This window comes from Vibrio syngnathi (assembly GCF_002119525.1).
Lineage (GTDB): Bacteria > Pseudomonadota > Gammaproteobacteria > Enterobacterales > Vibrionaceae > Vibrio > Vibrio syngnathi.
Genome location: NZ_CP017916.1, coordinates 3,013,683 through 3,033,509, shown reverse-complemented (window position 1 = coordinate 3,033,509; position 19,827 = coordinate 3,013,683). Strand labels below are relative to the sequence as shown.

Annotated in this window: 17 protein-coding genes and 1 pseudogene; 10 read left to right on the top strand and 8 right to left on the bottom strand. The window is 44.7% G+C overall.

The window, feature by feature from the left end:
* Nucleotides 1-42: 42 nt before the first annotated feature.
* From K08M4_RS13750 to gpmM, 3 genes are all read left to right on the top strand, one after another.
* A complete protein-coding gene (locus K08M4_RS13750) occupies nt 43-987 on the top strand; it encodes a UDP-glucose 4-epimerase family protein (RefSeq protein WP_086050204.1) in 945 nt (314 codons plus the stop codon).
* A 111-nt stretch (nt 988-1,098) separates the two neighbouring features.
* Nucleotides 1,099-1,647: a sugar transferase gene (locus tag K08M4_RS13745; protein WP_086050203.1), complete on the top strand. Its 549-nt coding sequence runs from the start codon at nt 1,099-1,101 to the stop codon at nt 1,645-1,647.
* A 247-nt stretch (nt 1,648-1,894) separates the two neighbouring features.
* Nucleotides 1,895-3,427: a 2,3-bisphosphoglycerate-independent phosphoglycerate mutase gene (gpmM, locus tag K08M4_RS13740; RefSeq protein WP_086050202.1), complete on the top strand. Its 1,533-nt coding sequence runs from the start codon at nt 1,895-1,897 to the stop codon at nt 3,425-3,427.
* Nucleotides 3,428-3,910: 483 nt separating this feature from the next.
* On the opposite strand, the gene K08M4_RS13735 is transcribed toward gpmM, so the two are convergent.
* Nucleotides 3,911-4,390 (bottom strand): methylated-DNA--[protein]-cysteine S-methyltransferase, encoded by a 480-nt coding sequence (locus K08M4_RS13735; RefSeq protein ID WP_086050201.1) that lies wholly within the window; start codon nt 4,388-4,390, stop codon nt 3,911-3,913.
* 237 nt (nt 4,391-4,627) lie between these two features.
* Complete coding sequence (locus K08M4_RS13730) at nt 4,628-5,971, bottom strand: MATE family efflux transporter (protein ID WP_086050200.1); 1,344 nt, start codon at nt 5,969-5,971, stop codon at nt 4,628-4,630.
* Nucleotides 5,972-6,128: 157 nt separating this feature from the next.
* Between K08M4_RS13730 and K08M4_RS13725 the strand changes: the two are divergent.
* The 5 genes and pseudogenes from K08M4_RS13725 to K08M4_RS13705 all read left to right on the top strand — a co-directional run bounded on the left by K08M4_RS13725 (nt 6,129) and on the right by K08M4_RS13705 (nt 12,244).
* Nucleotides 6,129-7,244 (top strand): annotated as a pseudogene (locus tag K08M4_RS13725) (LPS O-antigen chain length determinant protein WzzB).
* A gap of 185 nt (nt 7,245-7,429) precedes the next feature.
* On the top strand, nt 7,430-7,720 hold the full coding sequence (locus K08M4_RS13720; protein ID WP_010433998.1) for a co-chaperone GroES: 291 nt from the start codon (nt 7,430-7,432) through the stop codon (nt 7,718-7,720).
* Between the two features lie 206 nt (nt 7,721-7,926).
* The gene (gene groL, locus K08M4_RS13715) at nt 7,927-9,573 is read left to right on the top strand and encodes a chaperonin GroEL (RefSeq protein WP_086050199.1); all 1,647 of its coding nucleotides are present in this window, start codon (nt 7,927-7,929) and stop codon (nt 9,571-9,573) included.
* A 340-nt stretch (nt 9,574-9,913) separates the two neighbouring features.
* On the top strand, nt 9,914-10,471 hold the full coding sequence (locus K08M4_RS13710; protein WP_009847923.1) for a VC2662 family protein: 558 nt from the start codon (nt 9,914-9,916) through the stop codon (nt 10,469-10,471).
* 339 nt (nt 10,472-10,810) lie between these two features.
* Nucleotides 10,811-12,244, top strand: a complete 1,434-nt coding sequence (locus tag K08M4_RS13705; RefSeq protein WP_086050444.1) for a sensor domain-containing diguanylate cyclase — start codon at nt 10,811-10,813, stop codon at nt 12,242-12,244.
* Between the two features lie 132 nt (nt 12,245-12,376).
* Here K08M4_RS13705 and K08M4_RS13700 read toward each other — a convergent pair whose 3' ends face one another.
* Together K08M4_RS13700 and epmB are read right to left on the bottom strand one after the other, a co-directional pair.
* A complete protein-coding gene (locus tag K08M4_RS13700; protein WP_086050198.1) occupies nt 12,377-12,865 on the bottom strand; it encodes an MgtC/SapB family protein in 489 nt (162 codons plus the stop codon).
* A 202-nt stretch (nt 12,866-13,067) separates the two neighbouring features.
* Entirely contained in the window at nt 13,068-14,090 is a 1,023-nt protein-coding gene (gene epmB / locus K08M4_RS13695; protein ID WP_086050197.1) for an EF-P beta-lysylation protein EpmB, read from the bottom strand.
* 32 nt (nt 14,091-14,122) lie between these two features.
* Here epmB and efp point away from each other — a divergent pair, with 32 nt between their 5' ends.
* Nucleotides 14,123-14,689: an elongation factor P gene (gene efp, locus K08M4_RS13690; protein WP_009847919.1), complete on the top strand. Its 567-nt coding sequence runs from the start codon at nt 14,123-14,125 to the stop codon at nt 14,687-14,689.
* A gap of 289 nt (nt 14,690-14,978) precedes the next feature.
* Here efp and frdD read toward each other — a convergent pair whose 3' ends face one another.
* Genes frdD through frdA form a run of 4 tightly spaced genes read right to left on the bottom strand, consistent with a single transcriptional unit; the run spans nt 14,979 to nt 18,349 of the window.
* Nucleotides 14,979-15,365 (bottom strand): fumarate reductase subunit FrdD, encoded by a 387-nt coding sequence (gene frdD, locus K08M4_RS13685; RefSeq protein WP_029225230.1) that lies wholly within the window; start codon nt 15,363-15,365, stop codon nt 14,979-14,981.
* 11 nt (nt 15,366-15,376) lie between these two features.
* Nucleotides 15,377-15,760 (bottom strand): fumarate reductase subunit FrdC, encoded by a 384-nt coding sequence (frdC, locus tag K08M4_RS13680; protein ID WP_086050196.1) that lies wholly within the window; start codon nt 15,758-15,760, stop codon nt 15,377-15,379.
* Nucleotide 15,761: 1 nt separating this feature from the next.
* The gene (locus tag K08M4_RS13675) at nt 15,762-16,526 is read right to left on the bottom strand and encodes a succinate dehydrogenase/fumarate reductase iron-sulfur subunit (RefSeq protein ID WP_086050195.1); all 765 of its coding nucleotides are present in this window, start codon (nt 16,524-16,526) and stop codon (nt 15,762-15,764) included.
* A complete protein-coding gene (frdA, locus tag K08M4_RS13670) occupies nt 16,526-18,349 on the bottom strand; it encodes a fumarate reductase (quinol) flavoprotein subunit (RefSeq protein WP_012603097.1) in 1,824 nt (607 codons plus the stop codon). The genes K08M4_RS13675 and frdA overlap by 1 nt, the downstream gene beginning before the upstream one ends.
* A 501-nt stretch (nt 18,350-18,850) precedes the next feature.
* Here frdA and epmA point away from each other — a divergent pair.
* Nucleotides 18,851-19,822: an elongation factor P--(R)-beta-lysine ligase gene (epmA, locus tag K08M4_RS13665; protein ID WP_086050194.1), complete on the top strand. Its 972-nt coding sequence runs from the start codon at nt 18,851-18,853 to the stop codon at nt 19,820-19,822.
* The last annotated feature ends 5 nt before the right edge of the window (nt 19,823-19,827 follow it).

Here is a 19,827-nt window from a genome sequence, read left to right as displayed (position 1 = left end):
TAATTCTGTTTGTTATTTGTTCGATCTTTAGGCTTTTTCATTATGAAAATTTTGGTTACCGGTAGCAGTGGCTTTGTTGGTTCTCGGGTTGTTGAACTGGCAGATAAGGTCGAGTGGGAAGTGGTTTCTGTTGTGCGTAAGGCTGTTAAGCAAAAGCAGTATCGTTTTGTTGTTTCTTCTATCGATGCTGCAACTGATTGGTCTGGTGCATTCGACGGGGTCGATTGCGTTGTTCATTGTGCTGCTCGAGTGCATCAAATGAATGAAAGTGAACAGGACGCTTTAGAGGCTTATCGAGAAACAAATACTCTAGGTACTGTAACCTTAGCGAGACAAGCAGCTGATGCCGGGGTTAAAAGGTTCGTTTTTGTTAGCTCTATTAAAGTGAACGGTGAGTTTAGTGAGCTAAACTCACCCTTTGAGCCTGTTTTAAATTGCACACCACTAGACTCTTATGGTTTGAGCAAGTATGAAGCCGAAGTTGAGTTAGCTAAGCTTTCTAAAGAGACAGGGTTAGAAGTGGTTATCATTAGGCCTCCCTTGGTTTATGGACCCGGTGTAAAAGCGAATTTCTTATCCATGATGCGTTTGATTGACAAGGGTATTCCATTACCGTTTGGTGCCATAAAGAACCGTCGAAGCTTGGTGTATCTGGATAATCTATCCAGTTTGATACTGGTGTGCTGTGAACACCCTTTGGCTCCAGGGCATACATTTTTGGCTTCTGATGACCATGATGTATCGACAACTCAATTAATGCGAACAATTGCTCTATCTATGGGAAAAACACCGAGGCTTATACCCATTCCTATGTCTTGGATAGAGCTGAGTGCTTCAGTGTTAAAAAAACAACAAGTCGCACAAAGAGTATGTGGCAACCTCCAAGTTGATATTTGTTTGACGAAGGAAATTCTGGGGTGGACACCTCCCGTGACCTTTAAGCAAGGAATCAAAAGAACAGTAGAAGCGTACTTGAAGTCGCATTGATGTGTTTTAGATAGCTTGTTACTTTCTTATCCATAAGTTCTTCAGGTGTTTTTGATTAATTAGTAGTACTTATATCGCCCCAGTTTTTAATTCAAATTTAATAGGACTTGTATTTTGATTCGTTTATTGGATTTCTTTTTTGCTCTCTTTGGTCTGTTGTTCTTGTGGCCAGTATTTCTCCTTATTTGTATCCTTGGTTACTTTGATACAGGGTCGCCTGTCTTTTTTCAAACGCGTGTAGGTCGTAACAAAAAGCCTTTTACCTTGGTGAAGTTCCGTACTATGCCAGTTGAAACAAAATCTGTTGCCACTCATTTAGTTGGAGCTAGCTCGGTGACTAAGCTCGGAGCATTCCTGCGTAAAACTAAGCTTGATGAACTTCCTCAGCTGTATAATGTACTGAAAGGTGAAATGAGTTTAGTCGGCCCAAGACCATGTTTGTTCAACCAGCAAGAACTGATCGATGAAAGAGAGTCGAGAGGCGTACTAGCAGTTAGACCAGGTGTTACTGGATTAGCTCAAATCAATGATATCGACATGTCGACCCCCAAAACCTTGGCAGAGTGGGATCAGCGTATGCTTGACACGCTGAATACTAAATTGTATTTCCAATACATTTTTCAAACGGTATTAGGAAAAGGTGCAGGGGATAGGGTGTGACGTATTGCTTGTGGTGTGTTTCACCCTATTGGTAATCAAGATTAGAGCCTTAATTACACTGCACCTGTAAGTTATCAGCGATATCATGTCGCTGACTTTATTCACTAAGTGACGTTTTTTTTCATATCCGATCATCCTACCTGCGACGTTTCTTGATCTTCCACTACAGTTTTGACTGTAAACTGTAGTAAAATTACGCTAATTTGTTTTTATACCGATTTATTTTGAATTGAACGAGGTCAGTCCTATGTCAGCTAAGAAGCCAATGGCTCTAGTGATCCTTGACGGTTACGGTTACCGTGAAGACAACCAAGACAACGCTATCGCGAACGCTAATACACCTGTATTAGACGGTCTTATTGCTAACCAACCTAACACGCTAATCTCGGCTTCTGGCTTAGATGTCGGCCTACCTGATGGCCAAATGGGTAACTCTGAAGTGGGTCACACCAACATTGGTGCGGGTCGCGTGGTATACCAAGATTTAACGCGTATTACTAAATCAATCGCAGATGGCGAATTCGGTCAAACGGAAGCGCTAGTGAATGCTGTTGATAAAGCGGTTAAAGCAGACAAAGCGGTTCACATCATGGGTCTTATGTCTCCAGGTGGCGTTCACTCTCATGAAGATCACATCTACGCAGCTGTGGAAATGGCAGCAGCGCGTGGCGCAGAGAAAATCTACCTACACGCATTCCTAGACGGTCGTGATACGCCGCCACGTAGTGCAGAAAACACATTAGCTCGTTTCCAAGAGTTGTTCGCTAAACTAGGCAAAGGCCGTGTGGCTTCGCTTATTGGCCGTTACTACGCAATGGACCGTGATAACAACTGGGATCGCGTTCAAGAGTCTTACGACCTGCTTACTCAAGCAAAAGCAGAGTTTACATTCGACACTGCAGTAGCTGGCCTAGAAGCGGCTTACGCTCGTGACGAAAACGATGAATTCGTTAAAGCGACTGAAATCAAAACGGAAGGCGAAGAGTCTGCAGCTATCGTTGATGGCGATGCTGTTATCTTCATGAACTATCGTGCTGACCGTGCACGTGAAATCACACGTGCGTTCGTGCCTAACTTCGACGGTTTTGCTCGTAACGTATTCCCAGCGATCGATTTCGTGATGCTGACTCAATACGCAGCAGACATTCCACTTCTATGTGCATTCCCACCGGCTTCTCTAGAGAACACCTACGGTGAATGGCTATCGAAAGAAGGCAAAACGCAGCTACGTATCTCTGAAACAGAGAAATACGCGCACGTGACGTTCTTCTTCAACGGCGGTAAAGAAGACGAGTTTGAAGGCGAAGAGCGCCAACTTGTTGCTTCTCCAAAAGTAGCAACGTACGACCTACAGCCAGAAATGAGCGCACCAGAGCTTACTGAAAAGCTAGTTGCAGCAATCAAAGGTGGCAAATACGACGCTATCGTGTGTAACTTCCCTAACTGTGACATGGTTGGCCACACTGGCGTTTACGATGCAGCGGTTAAAGCGGTAGAGTCGCTAGACGAATGTCTTGGCAAAGTGGTTGAAGCAATCAAAGAAGCCGATGGCCAACTGCTTATCACTGCAGACCACGGTAACGCGGAAATGATGGTAAACCCAGAAACGGGCGGTATCCACACGGCGCACACTAACCTACCAGTTCCACTTATCTACGTGGGCAGCAAAGACGTTGAGTTCAAAGAAGGCGGTAAGCTGTCTGATCTTGCACCAACGATGCTTTCTCTGTCTGGTATCGCAATTCCGGCTGAGATGTCAGGCGATGTGATCGTTAAGTAATGGTTTGGCTCAGCGGTTCACGTTGAGCTTTAACGATTTTGAAAGCCCGCACTTCAAAGTGCGGGCTTTTTTAATAGATGCGAGATACGAGTAAACGGGATTCGAAGAGCTTAAGAGCGGATACGGGATGCGAGTAAACGGGATTCGAAGAGCTTAAGGGCAGATGCGGGTATGCGGGTCACGAACAGAATGAGAGCCGTTACATATTTTCGCATCTCGAATCTCGTTACTCTCATCTGATCTAGACTGTCATTCCAGAATAGAGGAACGAAATATCTGGAATCTCATGCCACGTATTACTTGTCATATTCGGTGTTCTACATAAAGAGAGATTCCCTATCACGCTCGTACCTCGCTGTAGGGAATGACGTTGTCCAAAGGGGCAGAGGCGGGGAATCGAACCGGGATACGGGTCGTGACAGGACTAAAAGCAGAGAAAGAAATCCTTCTTTGTTTCTTTTCGCATCTCGTCACTCGCTACTCTTATCTTGCTTTCAAAACCGAACGTTCAAAATCCAACAACCATTCTTTGCGGTTCATGCCGCCCGTGTAGCCAGTTAATGTTCCATTCGCCCCAATCACTCGATGGCAGGGGACAACGATGCTAAACGGGTTTTTGCCGTTCGCACCACCGACCGCTCTTACGGCTTTCGGGTTATCCATTCTTTTTGCTTGTTCACCGTAGCTAATGGTTTCGCCATAAGGGATACTGGTTAAGGCGACCCAGGCTTTGCGTTGAAAATCGGTACCTTTGGGTTCTAAAGGTAAGTCAAAGCTGGTGCGTTGGCCTGCAAAGTATTCATCTAATTGCTTCGTCGCCAGTTGGCAAAGGTCATCTGGATTGCTAGTCATTGGCTCTTCATGATTTATATGGTCAATTTCAATAAGTGACACACCATTACTCACAATGATCATCTTGCCAATCGGTGCGTCATAAAGCATTTTGTAAATAGTGTCTTCCATGTCATCTTCCTTCTTTTAGTTTTTTCTGCTCTCAAGCTCTTCGAATGTCGATACCATAAACCGTCATTCCAGAACTGAGGGACGAAGTGTCTGGAATCTCAAACAACGAGCCATTAGTTATGGACAATAGATTCCCTACGGTGCTCGTACCTCGCTATAGGGAATGACGGAGTTTAATTAGAACGCCACTAGAGTCTTACATCTGCTCTTACGCTCTTATATCTTTTCGCATCTCGGTTACTCGAATCTCTCATCTGCTTGAGCCCTTACACGAAGCGCAAAGCAATACCCTGAAATACCGCCGATAATATTCCCTAAAGCCAAACCAATAAACAGCCCTTCAACGCCGTTGATTTGGCTGCCTATCCAAGCGAATGGAAGTGTGAATACAAATAGGCGCATGAAGCTCCATTGGAAGGCTTTAAGTGGTTGATGCATGGCGTTCATGCCGCTAATCAACATCATCACAATGCCTTGGAACCCATAGCTAAAGGGCACGACTAGTAGGTAATGCCACAATATGCCTCGCACCGACTCTTCTTGAGAGAACAGGGCGGCCAAAGGAATGCTCAGTGGCACCATCATTAAGAAGACCAACCCTTGGAATAGTAGGGCAAAGCGCATGCTTAGAAACAGGGCCTTAAAACTGCGCTGAGGGTTGTTTGCGCCAAAGTTCTGCGCCATGAAAGGCGTAAGGGCAGAAGTTAAAGACATCAACACGATGATCAAAATCGATTCAATACGCTGGGCAGCGCCATAAGCCGCCACGGCTTCTGTTCCTTGTTTGGCTAACATCATCATAATAATGGCGCCAGCGAGTGGGTTCAGGGCATTGGAAAGGGCGGCGGGAGTGCCGATGGTTAAGATCTGTTTCCAGTCATCGATGATGTTTTGTAGTTTGGGCGGAGCAAGTAGCTTTTCTCGTAGGGTTAATACATACAGTGAGCCACATAACGCCCCAAACCAACTGAATCCGCTAGCAATGGCGGCGCCTTGAATCCCTAACTCCGGGAAAGGGCCGTAACCAAAGATTAATAGAGGATCGAGAATGCCGTTAATAAGGCCGGCTAGCATCATGATCTTAGCGGGTGTTTTGGTATCGCCACTGGCTCGTATTGCGCTGTTGCCTGCCATAGGAATAACAAGCAGCGGTATCGCTAAATACCAAACCGACATGTACTCGGATATCAGTGGCAGTAACTTGGGTTCTGCCCCTAATAAGGCAAACATGGGTTCAAGTGTTACAAGCCCCAGAGTTGATGCAAAACCAACAAGAAGCACCGCAAGTAATAAACCGTGACCAGTAAAGCGAGCTGCATTTTGTGCGCAACCTTGACCAAGCAACCGCCCAATACAAGTGGAAAGGCCAATGCCTATACCCATGGTGATGCAGTTAATCGCAAAGGTAACAGGGAAGGTAAAGCTAACAGCAGCAAGGGCTTGAGTACCAAGCAACGAGATAAAGAAAGTATCGACGAGGTTAAACATCAAGATCGCCACCATGCCGAATATTGTCGGTATAGTCATAGTACGAAGAGTCTGTGCTATCGGGGCCGTGAGAAGCCCATGCTTATCTTGCATGTAAAACGCCGATTGAACTAGAATACGGGTAGGATACAGTGAATTGTGCGTAGTCTGAAGATCGCGTTCATAAAGTTTACAAATCACAGAATACTTGCTGCATACGGTGTGATAAGATTCTAACGTTATTAATTTAGATGTTTTTGAGAGACTTATAGTGAAGCAACAGAGCCAACCACAACCGTACTCCCCTGAAAATCCGCCCATGTATCACCCCAATGATGAGATTGATCTTAAAGAGCTTTTTCGTGCAGTGTGGGATGGTAAGTTATTAATAATTGTTGTTACGTTCTTATTTTCAACTTGCAGTATTGTTTTTTCACTATTTGCTCAAGAGTGGTGGACTTCTAGCGCTACAATTACGGTCTCTCAGCCTCAAGATTTGACTCTGTATCAACAGTAAGTAAAGCAATTTCAACCAATTTTCAATGTTTATCAAGATGATGGGACCGTTTTAGTTAATAATGATTTGAATAATCTCATCGATTCCAAATTACTGTTTCAAGGCTTTATAGACGCTTTTAATTCGAGTAATAACAAACGAGCTTTTCTGAAACAAAGTGCTGAGTTTAAAGATATTATTTTGGCTGAAGATTCTGCTATGGCAGAAGGCTCTATGCGTAGGTTGTATTCTGAGTGGTTTGAGAAAATCAATGCTTCTCTTGTCGATCACAGGGGAATTAAATCACCTTATCTCGTTAGCTTTCAGAGTATAACGAAGGCTAGTAGTTTCGATATGCTTGTTTCTTATATTTCAGCGACAGAGTCTATAGTTTATGAAGATGCCTTCAATAATTTAAATGCAGTAGTCAGTGTTAAACGTAACGAATTGATTCAACAAAAGAAAGCACTGGAAATCCAAGCGAGAAATAAGTTATTAGTAGAAACTGAACGAGCTAAGTACGCTGCTCAAATTGCTAGGTCAGCTGGTGTAGACAAACCGATTCAAACAGGCAATGAGAAAGAATTGTTTAGCATTGACTTAGGAGGTAAAGGTTTAGATGCGAAAGTTAGAGCTTTAGAATCTGTTAAAAATTTAAGCGTGATAGAGCCTCGCTTACATCAGATTAATGCAAAGCTGGATATGCTTAATAATCTTGAAATTGACCGTTCTGTAGAGTTTCAAACGTTCCGTTACCTAGAAAATGTTGAGCAGCCGATGACTCGCGATAAACCTAAGCGTGCTTTGATTGTTGTTCTTGGTGCATTGTTAGGCGGCATGTTGGGTGTTGCGATTGTTCTAATTCGTTTTGCGTTTAGAAAAGAAGACTAAATTTCTAATGGCTAGTGTTATCCACTAGCCATTTTTCTTTCTACATTTCTTGTTGTTTGAACTTCTTCACAAAAAGTATCTTTCCCCCCTTGGGATTCATCACATTGTCCCCAACATATTGTTTGACCCACGCTAATCGTGGCAACTATCAAAATTTAAATGGAAATTATCAGGAGATAAGACCGATGAATATCCGTCCTCTACATGACCGAGTTATCGTTGAGCGCCAAGAAGTTGAATCTAAATCTGCTGGTGGCATCGTTCTAACTGGTTCTGCCGCAGAAAAATCGACTCGCGGTATCATTCTAGCTGTTGGCAAAGGCCGCATTCTAGAAAACGGTTCAGTGCAACCGTTGGACGTAAAAGTTGGCGATACCGTTATCTTTGCTGAAGGTTACGGCACGAAAACTGAAAAAATCGACGGCAAAGAAGTTCTGATCATGTCTGAAAACGACATCATGGCGATCGTCGAGTAATCTATTTTTCATTTAACTCTCAGTAAAAGTTATCAGAGCCAGTATTGGATGATTCATACCGTCATTCCAGAAATGAGGAACGAATTATCTGGAATCTAAACAGAGTGCGATTTGAGTAGATTCTGAATCACGTTCGTCCCTCACTGTTCAGAATGACGCGATAACGCTGAGACGCCCCGAAACAAAGAATTTGAAAGGAAATTAAGATGGCTGCTAAAGACGTTAAATTTGGTAATGACGCACGTATTAAAATGCTAGAAGGTGTAAACGTTCTGGCTGACGCAGTAAAAGTAACACTAGGTCCTAAAGGCCGTAACGTTGTTCTAGACAAATCATTTGGCGCACCGACTATCACTAAAGATGGTGTTTCAGTTGCACGTGAAATCGAACTTGAAGACAAGTTCCAAAACATGGGCGCACAAATGGTGAAAGAAGTGGCTTCGCAAGCGAATGACGCGGCGGGCGACGGAACAACAACAGCAACAGTATTGGCTCAGTCGATTATCGCTGAAGGCCTAAAAGCGGTTGCTGCGGGTATGAACCCAATGGATCTTAAGCGCGGTATCGACAAAGCGGTTATCGCGGCTGTTGAAGAGCTGAAGAACCTTTCTGTTCCATGTGCAGATACGAAAGCTATCGCGCAAGTAGGTACTATCTCTGCAAACTCTGACGCTACAGTGGGTAACATCATTGCTGAAGCGATGGAAAAAGTAGGCCGTGATGGCGTTATCACTGTTGAAGAAGGTCAGGCTCTACAAGACGAGCTAGACGTAGTTGAAGGTATGCAGTTCGACCGTGGTTACCTATCTCCTTACTTCATCAACAACCAAGAAGCGGGTTCTGTTGATCTAGAAAGCCCATTCATTCTTCTTATCGACAAGAAAATTTCGAACATTCGTGAGCTTCTTCCGACTCTAGAAGCAGTAGCAAAAGCATCTCGTCCACTTCTTATCATCGCTGAAGATGTAGAAGGCGAAGCGCTAGCAACACTTGTTGTGAACAACATGCGTGGCATCGTGAAAGTCGCGGCTGTTAAAGCGCCTGGTTTCGGTGACCGTCGTAAGTCTATGCTACAAGATATCGCTATCCTAACGGGCGGCACGGTTATCTCTGAAGAGATCGGCCTAGACCTCGAGAAAGTAACGCTAGAAGACCTAGGTCAAGCTAAGCGTGTAACTATCACTAAAGAAAACTCAACCATCATCGATGGCGCGGGCGAAGAAACAATGATCCAAGGTCGTGTTTCTCAAATCCGTCAACAAATCGAAGATGCAACGTCTGACTACGACAAAGAGAAACTTCAAGAGCGCGTAGCTAAGCTAGCTGGCGGTGTTGCAGTAATCAAAGTGGGCGCTGCAACTGAAGTTGAGATGAAAGAGAAGAAAGACCGCGTTGAAGATGCACTTCACGCAACTCGCGCTGCCGTTGAAGAAGGTGTGGTTGCTGGTGGTGGTGTTGCACTTATCCGCGCTGCATCTAAAGTTGCTGGCCTTGAAGGCGACAACGAAGAGCAAAACGTAGGTATCCGTGTTGCACTACGTGCAATGGAAGCGCCTATCCGTCAAATCACTAAGAACGCTGGTGATGAAGAGTCTGTTGTTGCTAACAATGTTCGTGCTGGCGAAGGTAACTACGGTTACAACGCGGCTACTGGCGAATACGGCGACATGATTGCAATGGGTATCCTAGATCCAACTAAGGTAACTCGCTCAGCACTTCAGTTCGCAGCATCAGTTGCTGGTCTTATGATCACAACTGAAGCGATGATCACAGACAAGCCACAAGATTCTGGCCCTGCAATGCCTGATATGGGTGGCATGGGCGGTATGGGTGGCATGGGCGGCATGATGTAATCATCCCCCTTTCTCGTAACCGAGAAAGTCATACATAAGCTTTAGAAAACGGAGACTTCGGTCTCCGTTTTTTTATGCTTTGAAATCGTCACTCCCGACAGCGAGGCACGAGCGTGATAGGGAATCTTTATCGTCTACTTTCAGAAACCTGACTGCCGATGGTTACTCTTGCCTCTCATGATATCCTCCGCTCAATATTGCTCTTTATGATTTTGAGTCTTATATTCAATGGTACAGTTATGACATTGATTTAACATGGATAGCTGTTGAGTGAAGGACAATAAATACTTGATCAAATATAGATTAATCAAGTCAACAATCAGTCAGTGGAGACTCCCTAATGAAAAAATTACTTTCAGTACTTGCTGTGTCTGCAGCAGTAATGGCACCGGCAGCATTTGCTTCTTCGCCTGTTATGTTTTCAACGATCAATGGTTTCAACGCTCCGGATTCTGATGCGGTTGGTGGTGTACGTTTGGCTTTGCTTCATGGACAAGTGAATGACCTTAAAGGTGTTGACCTTGCGGTTGTTGGTATGTCTGAGACGCAAACCACGACAGGTGTGAACCTTGGTATTTTTGGTGCATCAAAAGTAAACCAAGAAATGACAGGTGCTTCACTAGGTTTCTTTAACTGGAACACAGGTAAAACAACAGGTGTTAACTTAGGTGCCGTTAACATTACTAATGATGTAAAAGGCGCGAACGTTAGTTTCGTAAACTACTCCGAAGGTAACACTATGGTGGATGTTGGCGCTGCGAACCTTTCAGAGGTGTCGACGGTTCAGGTTGGTATCTTCAACAAAACCAACAAAATCGAAGGCGTACAGATTGGTCTGATCAACTGTGCGGATAACGGTTTCTTCCCGTGCTTCCCGATTGTAAACTTTGCGAAGTAAAGCTGTCGTTTAGCCTTTGGTCTTACTATTAGCGACTTTTAGTTAGCGAATTAGCTTTTAGTTAGCACATTAGCTTTTAGTTAGCACATTAGCTGTTTAGCTAGCGTAATAGCTATTAAAGACTAAGCGTTATCAACGCCTAAACTTCTCTGTTTAGGCGTCACTACTATCAATCCCTTTTTCTTGTCTATATACCTCAAATTAGTTAATAAGCACTTCGTTTTATATTTTCTGTTGCAGTATCTATATCAATAAGTACAATGTTCGATAAATTTTAACGATGATTTATATGCTTTGATTAATCCCCATACCGTCGATTTTAAGAAGGCTTTCTTAAGTCTGACAGCCAGTTTTTTAGTTGTTTTGAGCTTATTGCTCGTTGATTCAGCGGAAGAGTCAGATAAACAGTATGGAATCGAAAACCAAGGTGTGACACGCTCTTTAGCGGAGCTCACACAGATCATTAATGCGCTTGAGTACAACATCACCGCGCTCTATCCGTTGCATAGTGATACCTACGTATTCTCACATGAGAAAAAGATTGAAGGTGAGACGTGTTATTTCATTAGTGAAGACCAACAAGCTACTCGATTTGATTTTATGTTCTCTGGTCCTAGTGAGATGTGCGATTTGAAATCAGAACTTCACTCTGAAGCGGGTAAGCGCATGTTTATCGCACCCACTATGGCTTACTTTGCTAATACCATTGATACCATCTCGGCGATTTACTTTATCTCCAAAGATAAATTCATTATCTCTTCTCCTTCCGATTTTGCCCGTTACATTAAAGGTGACACCTTTGACTCAGTCGTTAATAGCCGCCCTTATTGGGTAAATACGATTCGCTTTGGCTTAGCTCAGAGTCAAGAACAGGTGGTGTATACCGGCCAGTACGATGACTACCTAACAGGGAAGAAGGTAGTGACTTTAACCAAAGGTATCTATGTTGATGGTGAGTTCAAAGGGGTGCTCGGTGTTGATGGCTACGTTTCGAATCTCGTCTCGAATCCTGTTCATGGATACCAGGTGACGAGTGCAAGAGGAGTGAACAAATATGGGCTGTTGGACTTTACCTATTCACGGCCTTTGTATGTCGATGGAATGAATACTGAGTTGTACCTGACTATTGAAGAAGGGAAGATTGAGCACTTCTTACATATACTGGAACTGGAACGGGTTCAGCTATTTATTTTATTAGCTTTGTACTTTATCTCAGCACTGTGGTTGTGGCGGTTTTATATCAAGCAAGAGCACAAGCGATTGAAGAATTTAGCGATGCTCGACCCATTGACTGGTTTATATAATCGGCGTGGTTTTGAAGCTCGGTTACTGAACCAAAATGAGGAGCCAATTATTGGTGTTGGTGTATTTGATATCGATGATTTCAAAGTGGTGAATGACCAGTATGGGCATAAGGTGGGAGATGAGGTGATTTGCCATGTTGCTCAGTTAATGCTGAACAGCGTTAGGCAGCAAGACATCGTGGCGAGATTTGGTGGTGAAGAGTTTGTTGTCGCGATTGCGGGCGAATCATCCGAATTACTTTCATCGATCTTTGAACGCATTAGAAATGACATTAGTTTGCAAAGTTATCGATGTCCGATCGGTGACAAGATTAATATCTCAGTATCAGGGGGAGCAACGCTTTATTCATTGAACAAGTTCGACAGTATTGGGCACTTGTGGGAAAACCATAGTATTCGTTCATCTGATGAACAGCTTTATAAGGCGAAGGCCGCAGGAAAGAATCAAGTGTGTATTCACGTGTTTTAATTCGCAGCGATTAGTTTGTAGTGACCAATGAAGGCCTAATCGTTTGACTCGGCCTTCATTCTATATATCGAACACCTAAGCGCTCTTTTATCTAAAAGATGCAATTTAAGCAGTGCCATCTAAGGTTCGATGCTATTTCTTGATACGACCCTTGTTCATCCATTTTTGATGCACACCACGGCGCAGGCTTTGGAAGCTGTTTTCCACTTTATCGACACCAAGCAGAATCACTAGCGCCATTAGCGTGATAATGACAGATTGCGAAAGGTGGCCAAGTGCGATCATCATCCCCAAAGCAGCCAACACCCAAATAATGGCCGCAGACGTGACGCCATGAATCTTACCATCCAGTGTCATCATTACCCCAGCGCCAAGGAAACCCACCCCAGTAATGATCTGACCAAGTACACGGGCTTGATCGAGCGTGTTAGGGGAAAGGCTAATTGCCATCGTAAGGAAGAAATAAGTACCGCTGATGATAAGAATTGATGTCCTGATCCCTACAGGCTTTCCGCGTGTTTGTCGCTCGATGCCGATTAACGACCCACACAGCATGCATGCTGCGAGGCCTGCCCAGCTAAAGGGGGCAAGGTTGAGAGTTTGTTCTATAAATTGTGGCATATCACCCCTCATAAAAATTTAGAATAGAGCCGAGTATGCTAATAATAGACCGGACGATCGAACAAAAACTTTTTGTCTTAACGATTGGGTTATCTGCTTAAGGTTTAACAGCCGGTGGTGGTCAACGAGAAGGTAGGGGAGTTTTCTTTTGTCGCTTCTTGATGTTTAAGACGATAAGAAGCGACGATTATTCCAGATAGGGTTATTCAATATGTAAGTCAAGTGGTGTCTTGCTGCTGCGGCCGCCAATCTCGCGAGTTAACTTAGGTACTAGGTAGCCAGAAACCTCAGAGATCAACCCCTTAAAGTGCATCTTTGCTTCTTCATCGGTGATATAGAAATGAGCGGCGCCCTGAACTTTATCAAGTACATGCATATAGTAAGGTAACACGCCGGCATCGAATAGCTTTTCGCTTAATTCTTTCAATGAGTTAGCACTATTGTTAACACCTTTTAGCATCACGCCTTGATTGAGCAGAGTGGCCCCACTGAGTTTTAGCTTATGAAAGGCTTGCTTGAGCTCTAAGTTAATCTCGTTGGCATGATTAATATGGCTGACCATCACGACGTTGAGGTGAGTTTGAGCTAACAATTGGCACAGTTCATCTGTCACTCGAGCGGGGATCACAACCGGTAATCGGCTATGAATTCGAACGGTTTTTACATGCGGGATATGTTCGATAGCATGGATAAGCCATTCAAGTTCGCTGTCCTTGGCCATCAAAGGGTCGCCACCGGATAAGATAACTTCGTTGATCTCTGGATGGGCGGCTACATAGTCGAGGCTAGTTTGCCACACAGATTTCGAGCCCTTGTTATCTTGATAAGGGAAATGACGGCGGAAGCAGTAGCGGCAGTTTACAGCACAACCGCCTTTCACAATCATCAGTGCGCGATTTTTGTATTTGTGCAGTAAGCCCGGGATTGCATTCTCTTGCTCTTCCAATGGATCTGCGGAATAGCCTTGGTGAACCTCGAACTCTTCGTTGAGTGGTAACACCTGACGTAATAGAGGGTCGTGTGGGTTACCTTTTTCCATTCGATCAACAAAGCTAAGAGGAACTCGAAGTGAAAACAGCTCACGTGCTGCGAATCCTTTTTGCCACGGTGTTGGGTCTATTTCCAATGCTTGAAGCAGTTTTGTCGGGTCAGAGATCGCATTCGATAGCTGTTTGAGCCAGTTTTGCTCAACAGATTCGACTTTTCGGGTTATGATATGCGGCATTGAAATCAACTCAAAGATGTGGAAATAAAATCATGGCGTCAGTAAGCACCAATGAATTCAAAGGCGGTTTAAAATTCATGTTAGATAATGAGCCTTGCGCAATTATCGACAATGAATACGTTAAGCCAGGTAAAGGCCAAGCGTTTAACCGTGTAAAACTTCGTAAACTGCTGTCAGGCAAAGTGTTAGAGAAAACATTCAAGTCAGGCGAAAGCTTCGAGCTTGCAGATGTTGTTGACGTTGAACTAGGCTACCTATACAACGATGGCGAATTCTACCACTTCATGAACAACGAAACATTTGAGCAAATCGCAGCAGACGTAAAAGCAGTCGCTGATTCAGCAAAATGGTTAGTTGAAAATGACGTTTGTACTCTAACGTTGTGGAATGATAACCCTATCACTGTTACTCCGCCAAACTTTGTTGAGATCGAAGTAACTGAAACTGATCCTGGCCTGAAAGGCGATACACAGGGTACGGGTGGTAAACCTGCAACTCTAGCAACAGGCGCGGTAGTTCGCGTACCTCTATTCATCGCTATCGGTGAAGTTGTTAAAGTTGATACTCGTACTGGCGAATACGTTGGTCGTGTAAAATAATTTGATTGTGTCCACCTTGTTTAAGGTGGCTCAGTGAAATAGAAAAGGTCGCTTATGAGCGGCCTTTTTTGTATCTGGCGTTCAGGAAAAGCAGAAGAGCAGATACGAGTAACCGAGATACGAGATGCGAGATACGAAGAGCGGGAAGATCAAGAGCGAGTGGGCTAGGTGTGTGAGATTCGACAAGCAACAAAAAAGCAGAACAAGAAATTCCTGTTCTGCTTTTAGTCTTTTCGCTCTTAAGCTTTTCGAATCTCGATTACTCGAATCCCGAATCTGCTCTTAACTGTTAGATCATGAAGATGAAGATAACAGATAGCGCGCTGATTAGGCCTGCAACGAAGTAGCAGCCAACTTTACCTGCAACGCCGACGTGGAACTTAAGGTCGTGCATGCCGTGGTGAAGACGGTGCATTGCGTGCCACATTGGTAGTGCTAGTGTACCGATGATGAATAGCGCACCGATAATGCTGGTGGCGAACTCAGACACACGTTCGTAGCTCATTGCATCCGCATCGATAATGCCCATTGGCACTAAGATACCCAGCACTAGAATCGTGATAGGCGTGATCATCGCGAACCAAGTACCGCCAGCGCCGAATAGGCCCCACCAGATTGGTTCATCAGAGCGCTTAGGGTTGTGGTTAACAGGTTTCATTTTGTAATTTGTGTTCATAACGAAGCTCCTTACACCACCATAAGAACGATTAAAGAAATAAATGCCACCGCTGCCCACTGGGTCAGTACGATGATTCTTTTATCTACCAATTTGCCTTTAAGACGGATTGGCATTACTTGAGGCATCATGCTGAAGAAGGTCTGAGCGTGCAGTAAGCTGCCAAGCAGTGCCACGATGTTGATACCAACAACGATAGGGTTAGCCATAAAGCTCAACCAACCTGCCCACGCTTCAGGGCCTTTCACTAGCGAACCCAAACCGAAGGTTAGGAACAGAGTGAATAGAATCAAAGGCAGTACAGTCGCTTCACGTAGCATGTAGAAACGGTAGAACGGATGGTTGCTCCACCACGTTCTCTTCATTTCACGAACATAAGGTTTACGATTGCTCATATTACGCTTCCTCCGTCGCTTTAACCGGTTCGCCATCAGGTTTGAACATCGAGATAACGAAGTCCATTGAAGACTCAACTTTACCTTGGTTTACTGCCGCTGCTGGGTCTACTTTCTTCGGACAAACGTCAGAACAGTAACCTACAAACGTACAGCCCCAAGCGCCATTGTCACCATTGATAAGCTTCATACGTTCAGCTTTACCGTTGTCACGGCTATCTAGGTTGTAGCGGTGAGCAAGAGCAAGTGCTGCAGGGCCGATGAACTCAGGGTTTAGACCAAACTGAGGACACGCTGCGTAACACAAACCACAGTTGATGCAGCCAGCGAATTGTTTGTACCTCGCCATTTGCTCTGGAGTTTGGATGTTAGTGCCGTCTTCTGGCTTGCGGTCGTTACCAATGATGTAAGGCTTGATTGCTTCAAGGCGCTCGATGAACGGCGTCATGTCGACAATCAAATCTTTCTCGATTGGGAAGTTAGCCAAAGGCTCAATCTTGAAGCCATTCGGGTAGTCACGTAAGAAGCTTTTACATGCCAGTTTTGGCACGCCATCAACCATGATGCCGCAAGAACCACAAATCGCCATACGACAAGACCAACGGTAAGACAGGTCTTTATCTAGGTTATCTTTGATGTAACCAATCGCATCAAGTACTGACATGGTTTCATCAAACGGAACTTCAAAGGTTTGAAAGTGAGGTTCTGCATCGTGCTCAGGGTCATAACGCAGGATTTCAATTTTTTGGATTCGATTCGCTGACATTATGCTTGCTCCTCTTCGCTCTTCTTCGCATTCTCTTCTGCTGCTTTTTCAGCGGCAGCGGCTTTCTCGGCTGCTTCACCGTATAGACGAGCTTTAGGTTGAGATTTAGTAATCTTAACGCCGCTGTAGTCGATGGTTGGTGCTGCATCTTCGTTGTAGAAAGATAGAGAGTGTTTCAGGAAGTTCACGTCATCACGTTCTGTGCAGTTGTCGTCTAGACGTTGGTGTGCACCGCGAGACTCTTTACGAAGAATCGCTGAGTGAACCATTGCTTCGGCAACTTCAAGGCCGTAACCCACTTCGATAGCGTAAAGTAGGTCAGTGTTGAACACTTTGCCTTTGTCTTTAATGCTGATCTTCTTGTAGCGAGCTTTCAGTTCAGTGATTTTGTCGATGGTTTCTTGCATCAAGTCTTCTTGACGGTAGATACCACAACCCGCTTCCATGGTGTGACCCATTTCAGTGCGGATGTCAGCCCAGTTCTCATCGCCTTCTTGAGCCAAGATGCCTGCGATGCGATCTTCAACTGCTTTAACTTGCTTAGCGATAGACTCTTCGTTCCAGCCTTTGAATTCAGCGGCACGTTTCACGGCTTGTTCACCGGCTACGCGGCCGAATACTACGAATTCAGCCAGAGAGTTAGAACCTAGGCGGTTTGCGCCGTGTAGGCCAACTGAAGCACACTCACCAACAGCGAATAGGCCTTTGATGCGAGTTTCACAGGTACCGTTAGTTTCAATACCACCCATGGTGTAGTGAACGGTCGGGCGAATTGGGATAGGCTCTTTTGCTGGGTCTACGTTTACGTACGCTTTTGCAAGCTCACAGATAAACGGAAGACGCTCTTGCAGGTACTCTTCACCAAGGTGGCGAAGGTCAAGGTGTACGACATCACCAAGCGGGTGCTTGATGGTGTTGCCTTTCTGCTGCTCGTGCCAGAATGCTTGAGAAACTTTGTCACGAGGACCCAGTTCCATGTATTTGTTTTTCGGCTCGCCCACTGGAGTTTCAGGACCCATGCCGTAATCTTGTAGGTAACGGTAGCCATTCTTGTTGACGATGATACCGCCTTCACCACGACAACCTTCGGTCATCAAGATGCCAGTGCCCGGTAGGCCTGTTGGGTGGTATTGAACGAACTCCATATCACGCAGTGGTACACCGTGACGATAAGCCATTGCCATACCGTCACCAGTTACGATGCCGCCGTTGGTATTACAGTGGTAAACACGACCTGCGCCACCGGTTGCTAACACAACAGATTTCGCTTTAATCGTAACAAGCTCACCTTCAGACATATGAATCGCGATTAGGCCTTGTACTTCGCCATCTTCAACGATCAAATCCACCACGAAGTATTCATCAAATCGTTTGATTGTGTCGTACTTCATCGAAGTCTGGAACAGAGTATGAAGCATGTGGAAGCCGGTTTTATCCGCTGCGAACCACGTTCTCTCTACCTTCATACCGCCGAATCGGCGTACGTTTACTTCACCGTTTTCTTTACGACTCCATGGGCAGCCCCATTGTTCCATTTGGATCATTTCGCGAGTCGAGTTTTCAACAAAGTATTCAACAACATCCTGTTCACATAGCCAGTCGCCACCGCCAACAGTATCGTTGAAGTGGTTATCTAGGCTATCTTCGTCTTTAATTACTGCTGCCGAACCGCCTTCTGCTGCTACCGTATGCGAACGCATTGGGTAAACTTTAGAAATCAGTGCTACTTCCAATTCAGGATTAGCTTCAGCTGCTGCTATTGCTGTACGAAGACCAGCGCCGCCTGCGCCGATGACTGCGATATCTGTGGTAATTGTCTTCACAGTTATTCTCCAGTGTGATGCGGAGTATTCCGCTTGTTATTATAAAAAGCTTATTGGCAGTACTTACTTATTGAGAGCACTTACTAATCGATAGCACTTACTAACTAATAGTACGTAAACGGCATCAACCGTTTATCACCCCTAAGCCTTAAGTGGTAGGTTCAGTGTAAGAGAGGAAGGTATTCGAAAAGTTGATGCATTTGGGTTTTTAGGTCGGTAGTGCATATGGAGGCATAGAATTTATAGGTTATGTGACTGCAATCACGGCAATCAATTGTTGATAACGATTAGCCCACAGGGCTCGTGTTAACGGCTTGTTGAGTATGATTTTTGTTATCAATGTGGATGTGAAAGTAGTATTGATAATTGTATTGTAGAACGTAATTTTCTGGCTTCATTAAAGCAACATTTTGCTTTCATTTATAGAAAGATAGATGCTTACAAAAGTGGCGAAAGGTGGTAATTTCCGTCGCCTAGAATTCAGTAATATGGAACTTAATAATGCACTTAACATGGCAACCCGCCGCAACCATTAAGCAGTTAAAGCAACGTGCTGATATCCTTACTCAAATCCGTCAGTTTTTTGCTGAGCGAAATGTGATGGAAGTGGATACGCCAGCCATGAGTCACGCCACGGTGACGGACGTGCATTTGCATACTTTCAAAACTGAATTCGTAGGGCCGGGTTATGCGCACGGCCAACCACTGTTCTTTATGACTAGCCCTGAGTTTCATATGAAACGTCTATTAGCGGCGGGCAGTGGCTGTATTTACCAAATTTGTAAGTCGTTTCGTAATGAAGAAAATGGCCGTTATCACAACCCTGAGTTCACTATGTTGGAGTGGTATCGTGTTGGTTTTGATCATCATAATCTGATGGATGAGATGGATCTGCTGTTACAGCAGGTACTTAAATCAGGCTCAGCACAGCGAATGACTTACCAACAAGCCTTTATTGATGTGTTAGGCGTGTGTCCACTGGAAGATTCGATGGATACGCTAAAGCAAGCAGCTGCGAAACTAGGGCTCAGCGACATAGCTGACCCCGAGCAAGATCGCGATACGTTATTGCAGCTTCTTTTCAGTATTGGGGTAGAGGCGAAAATAGGCCAGCAGGTGCCTGCGTTTGTGTATGACTTCCCGGCTTCACAAGCTGCACTAGCCAAGATCAATCCTGATGATTCAAGAGTCGCAGATCGCTTTGAGGTGTATTTCAAAGGAATTGAGTTAGCAAACGGCTTCCACGAGTTAGATAAACCGCAAGAACAACTTAAGCGCTTTGAAGATGATAATGCCAAACGTATTGAGATGGGCTTATCACCTCAACCGATTGATCATCACTTGATTGAGGCATTAAAAGCGGGCTTACCAGACTGTGCCGGTGTTGCTTTGGGTATCGACCGCCTGATCATGCTGGCGTTAGGTTATGACCATATCGATGATGTGACGGCTTTTCCGTTCCCGCGCTCTTAGCTTTT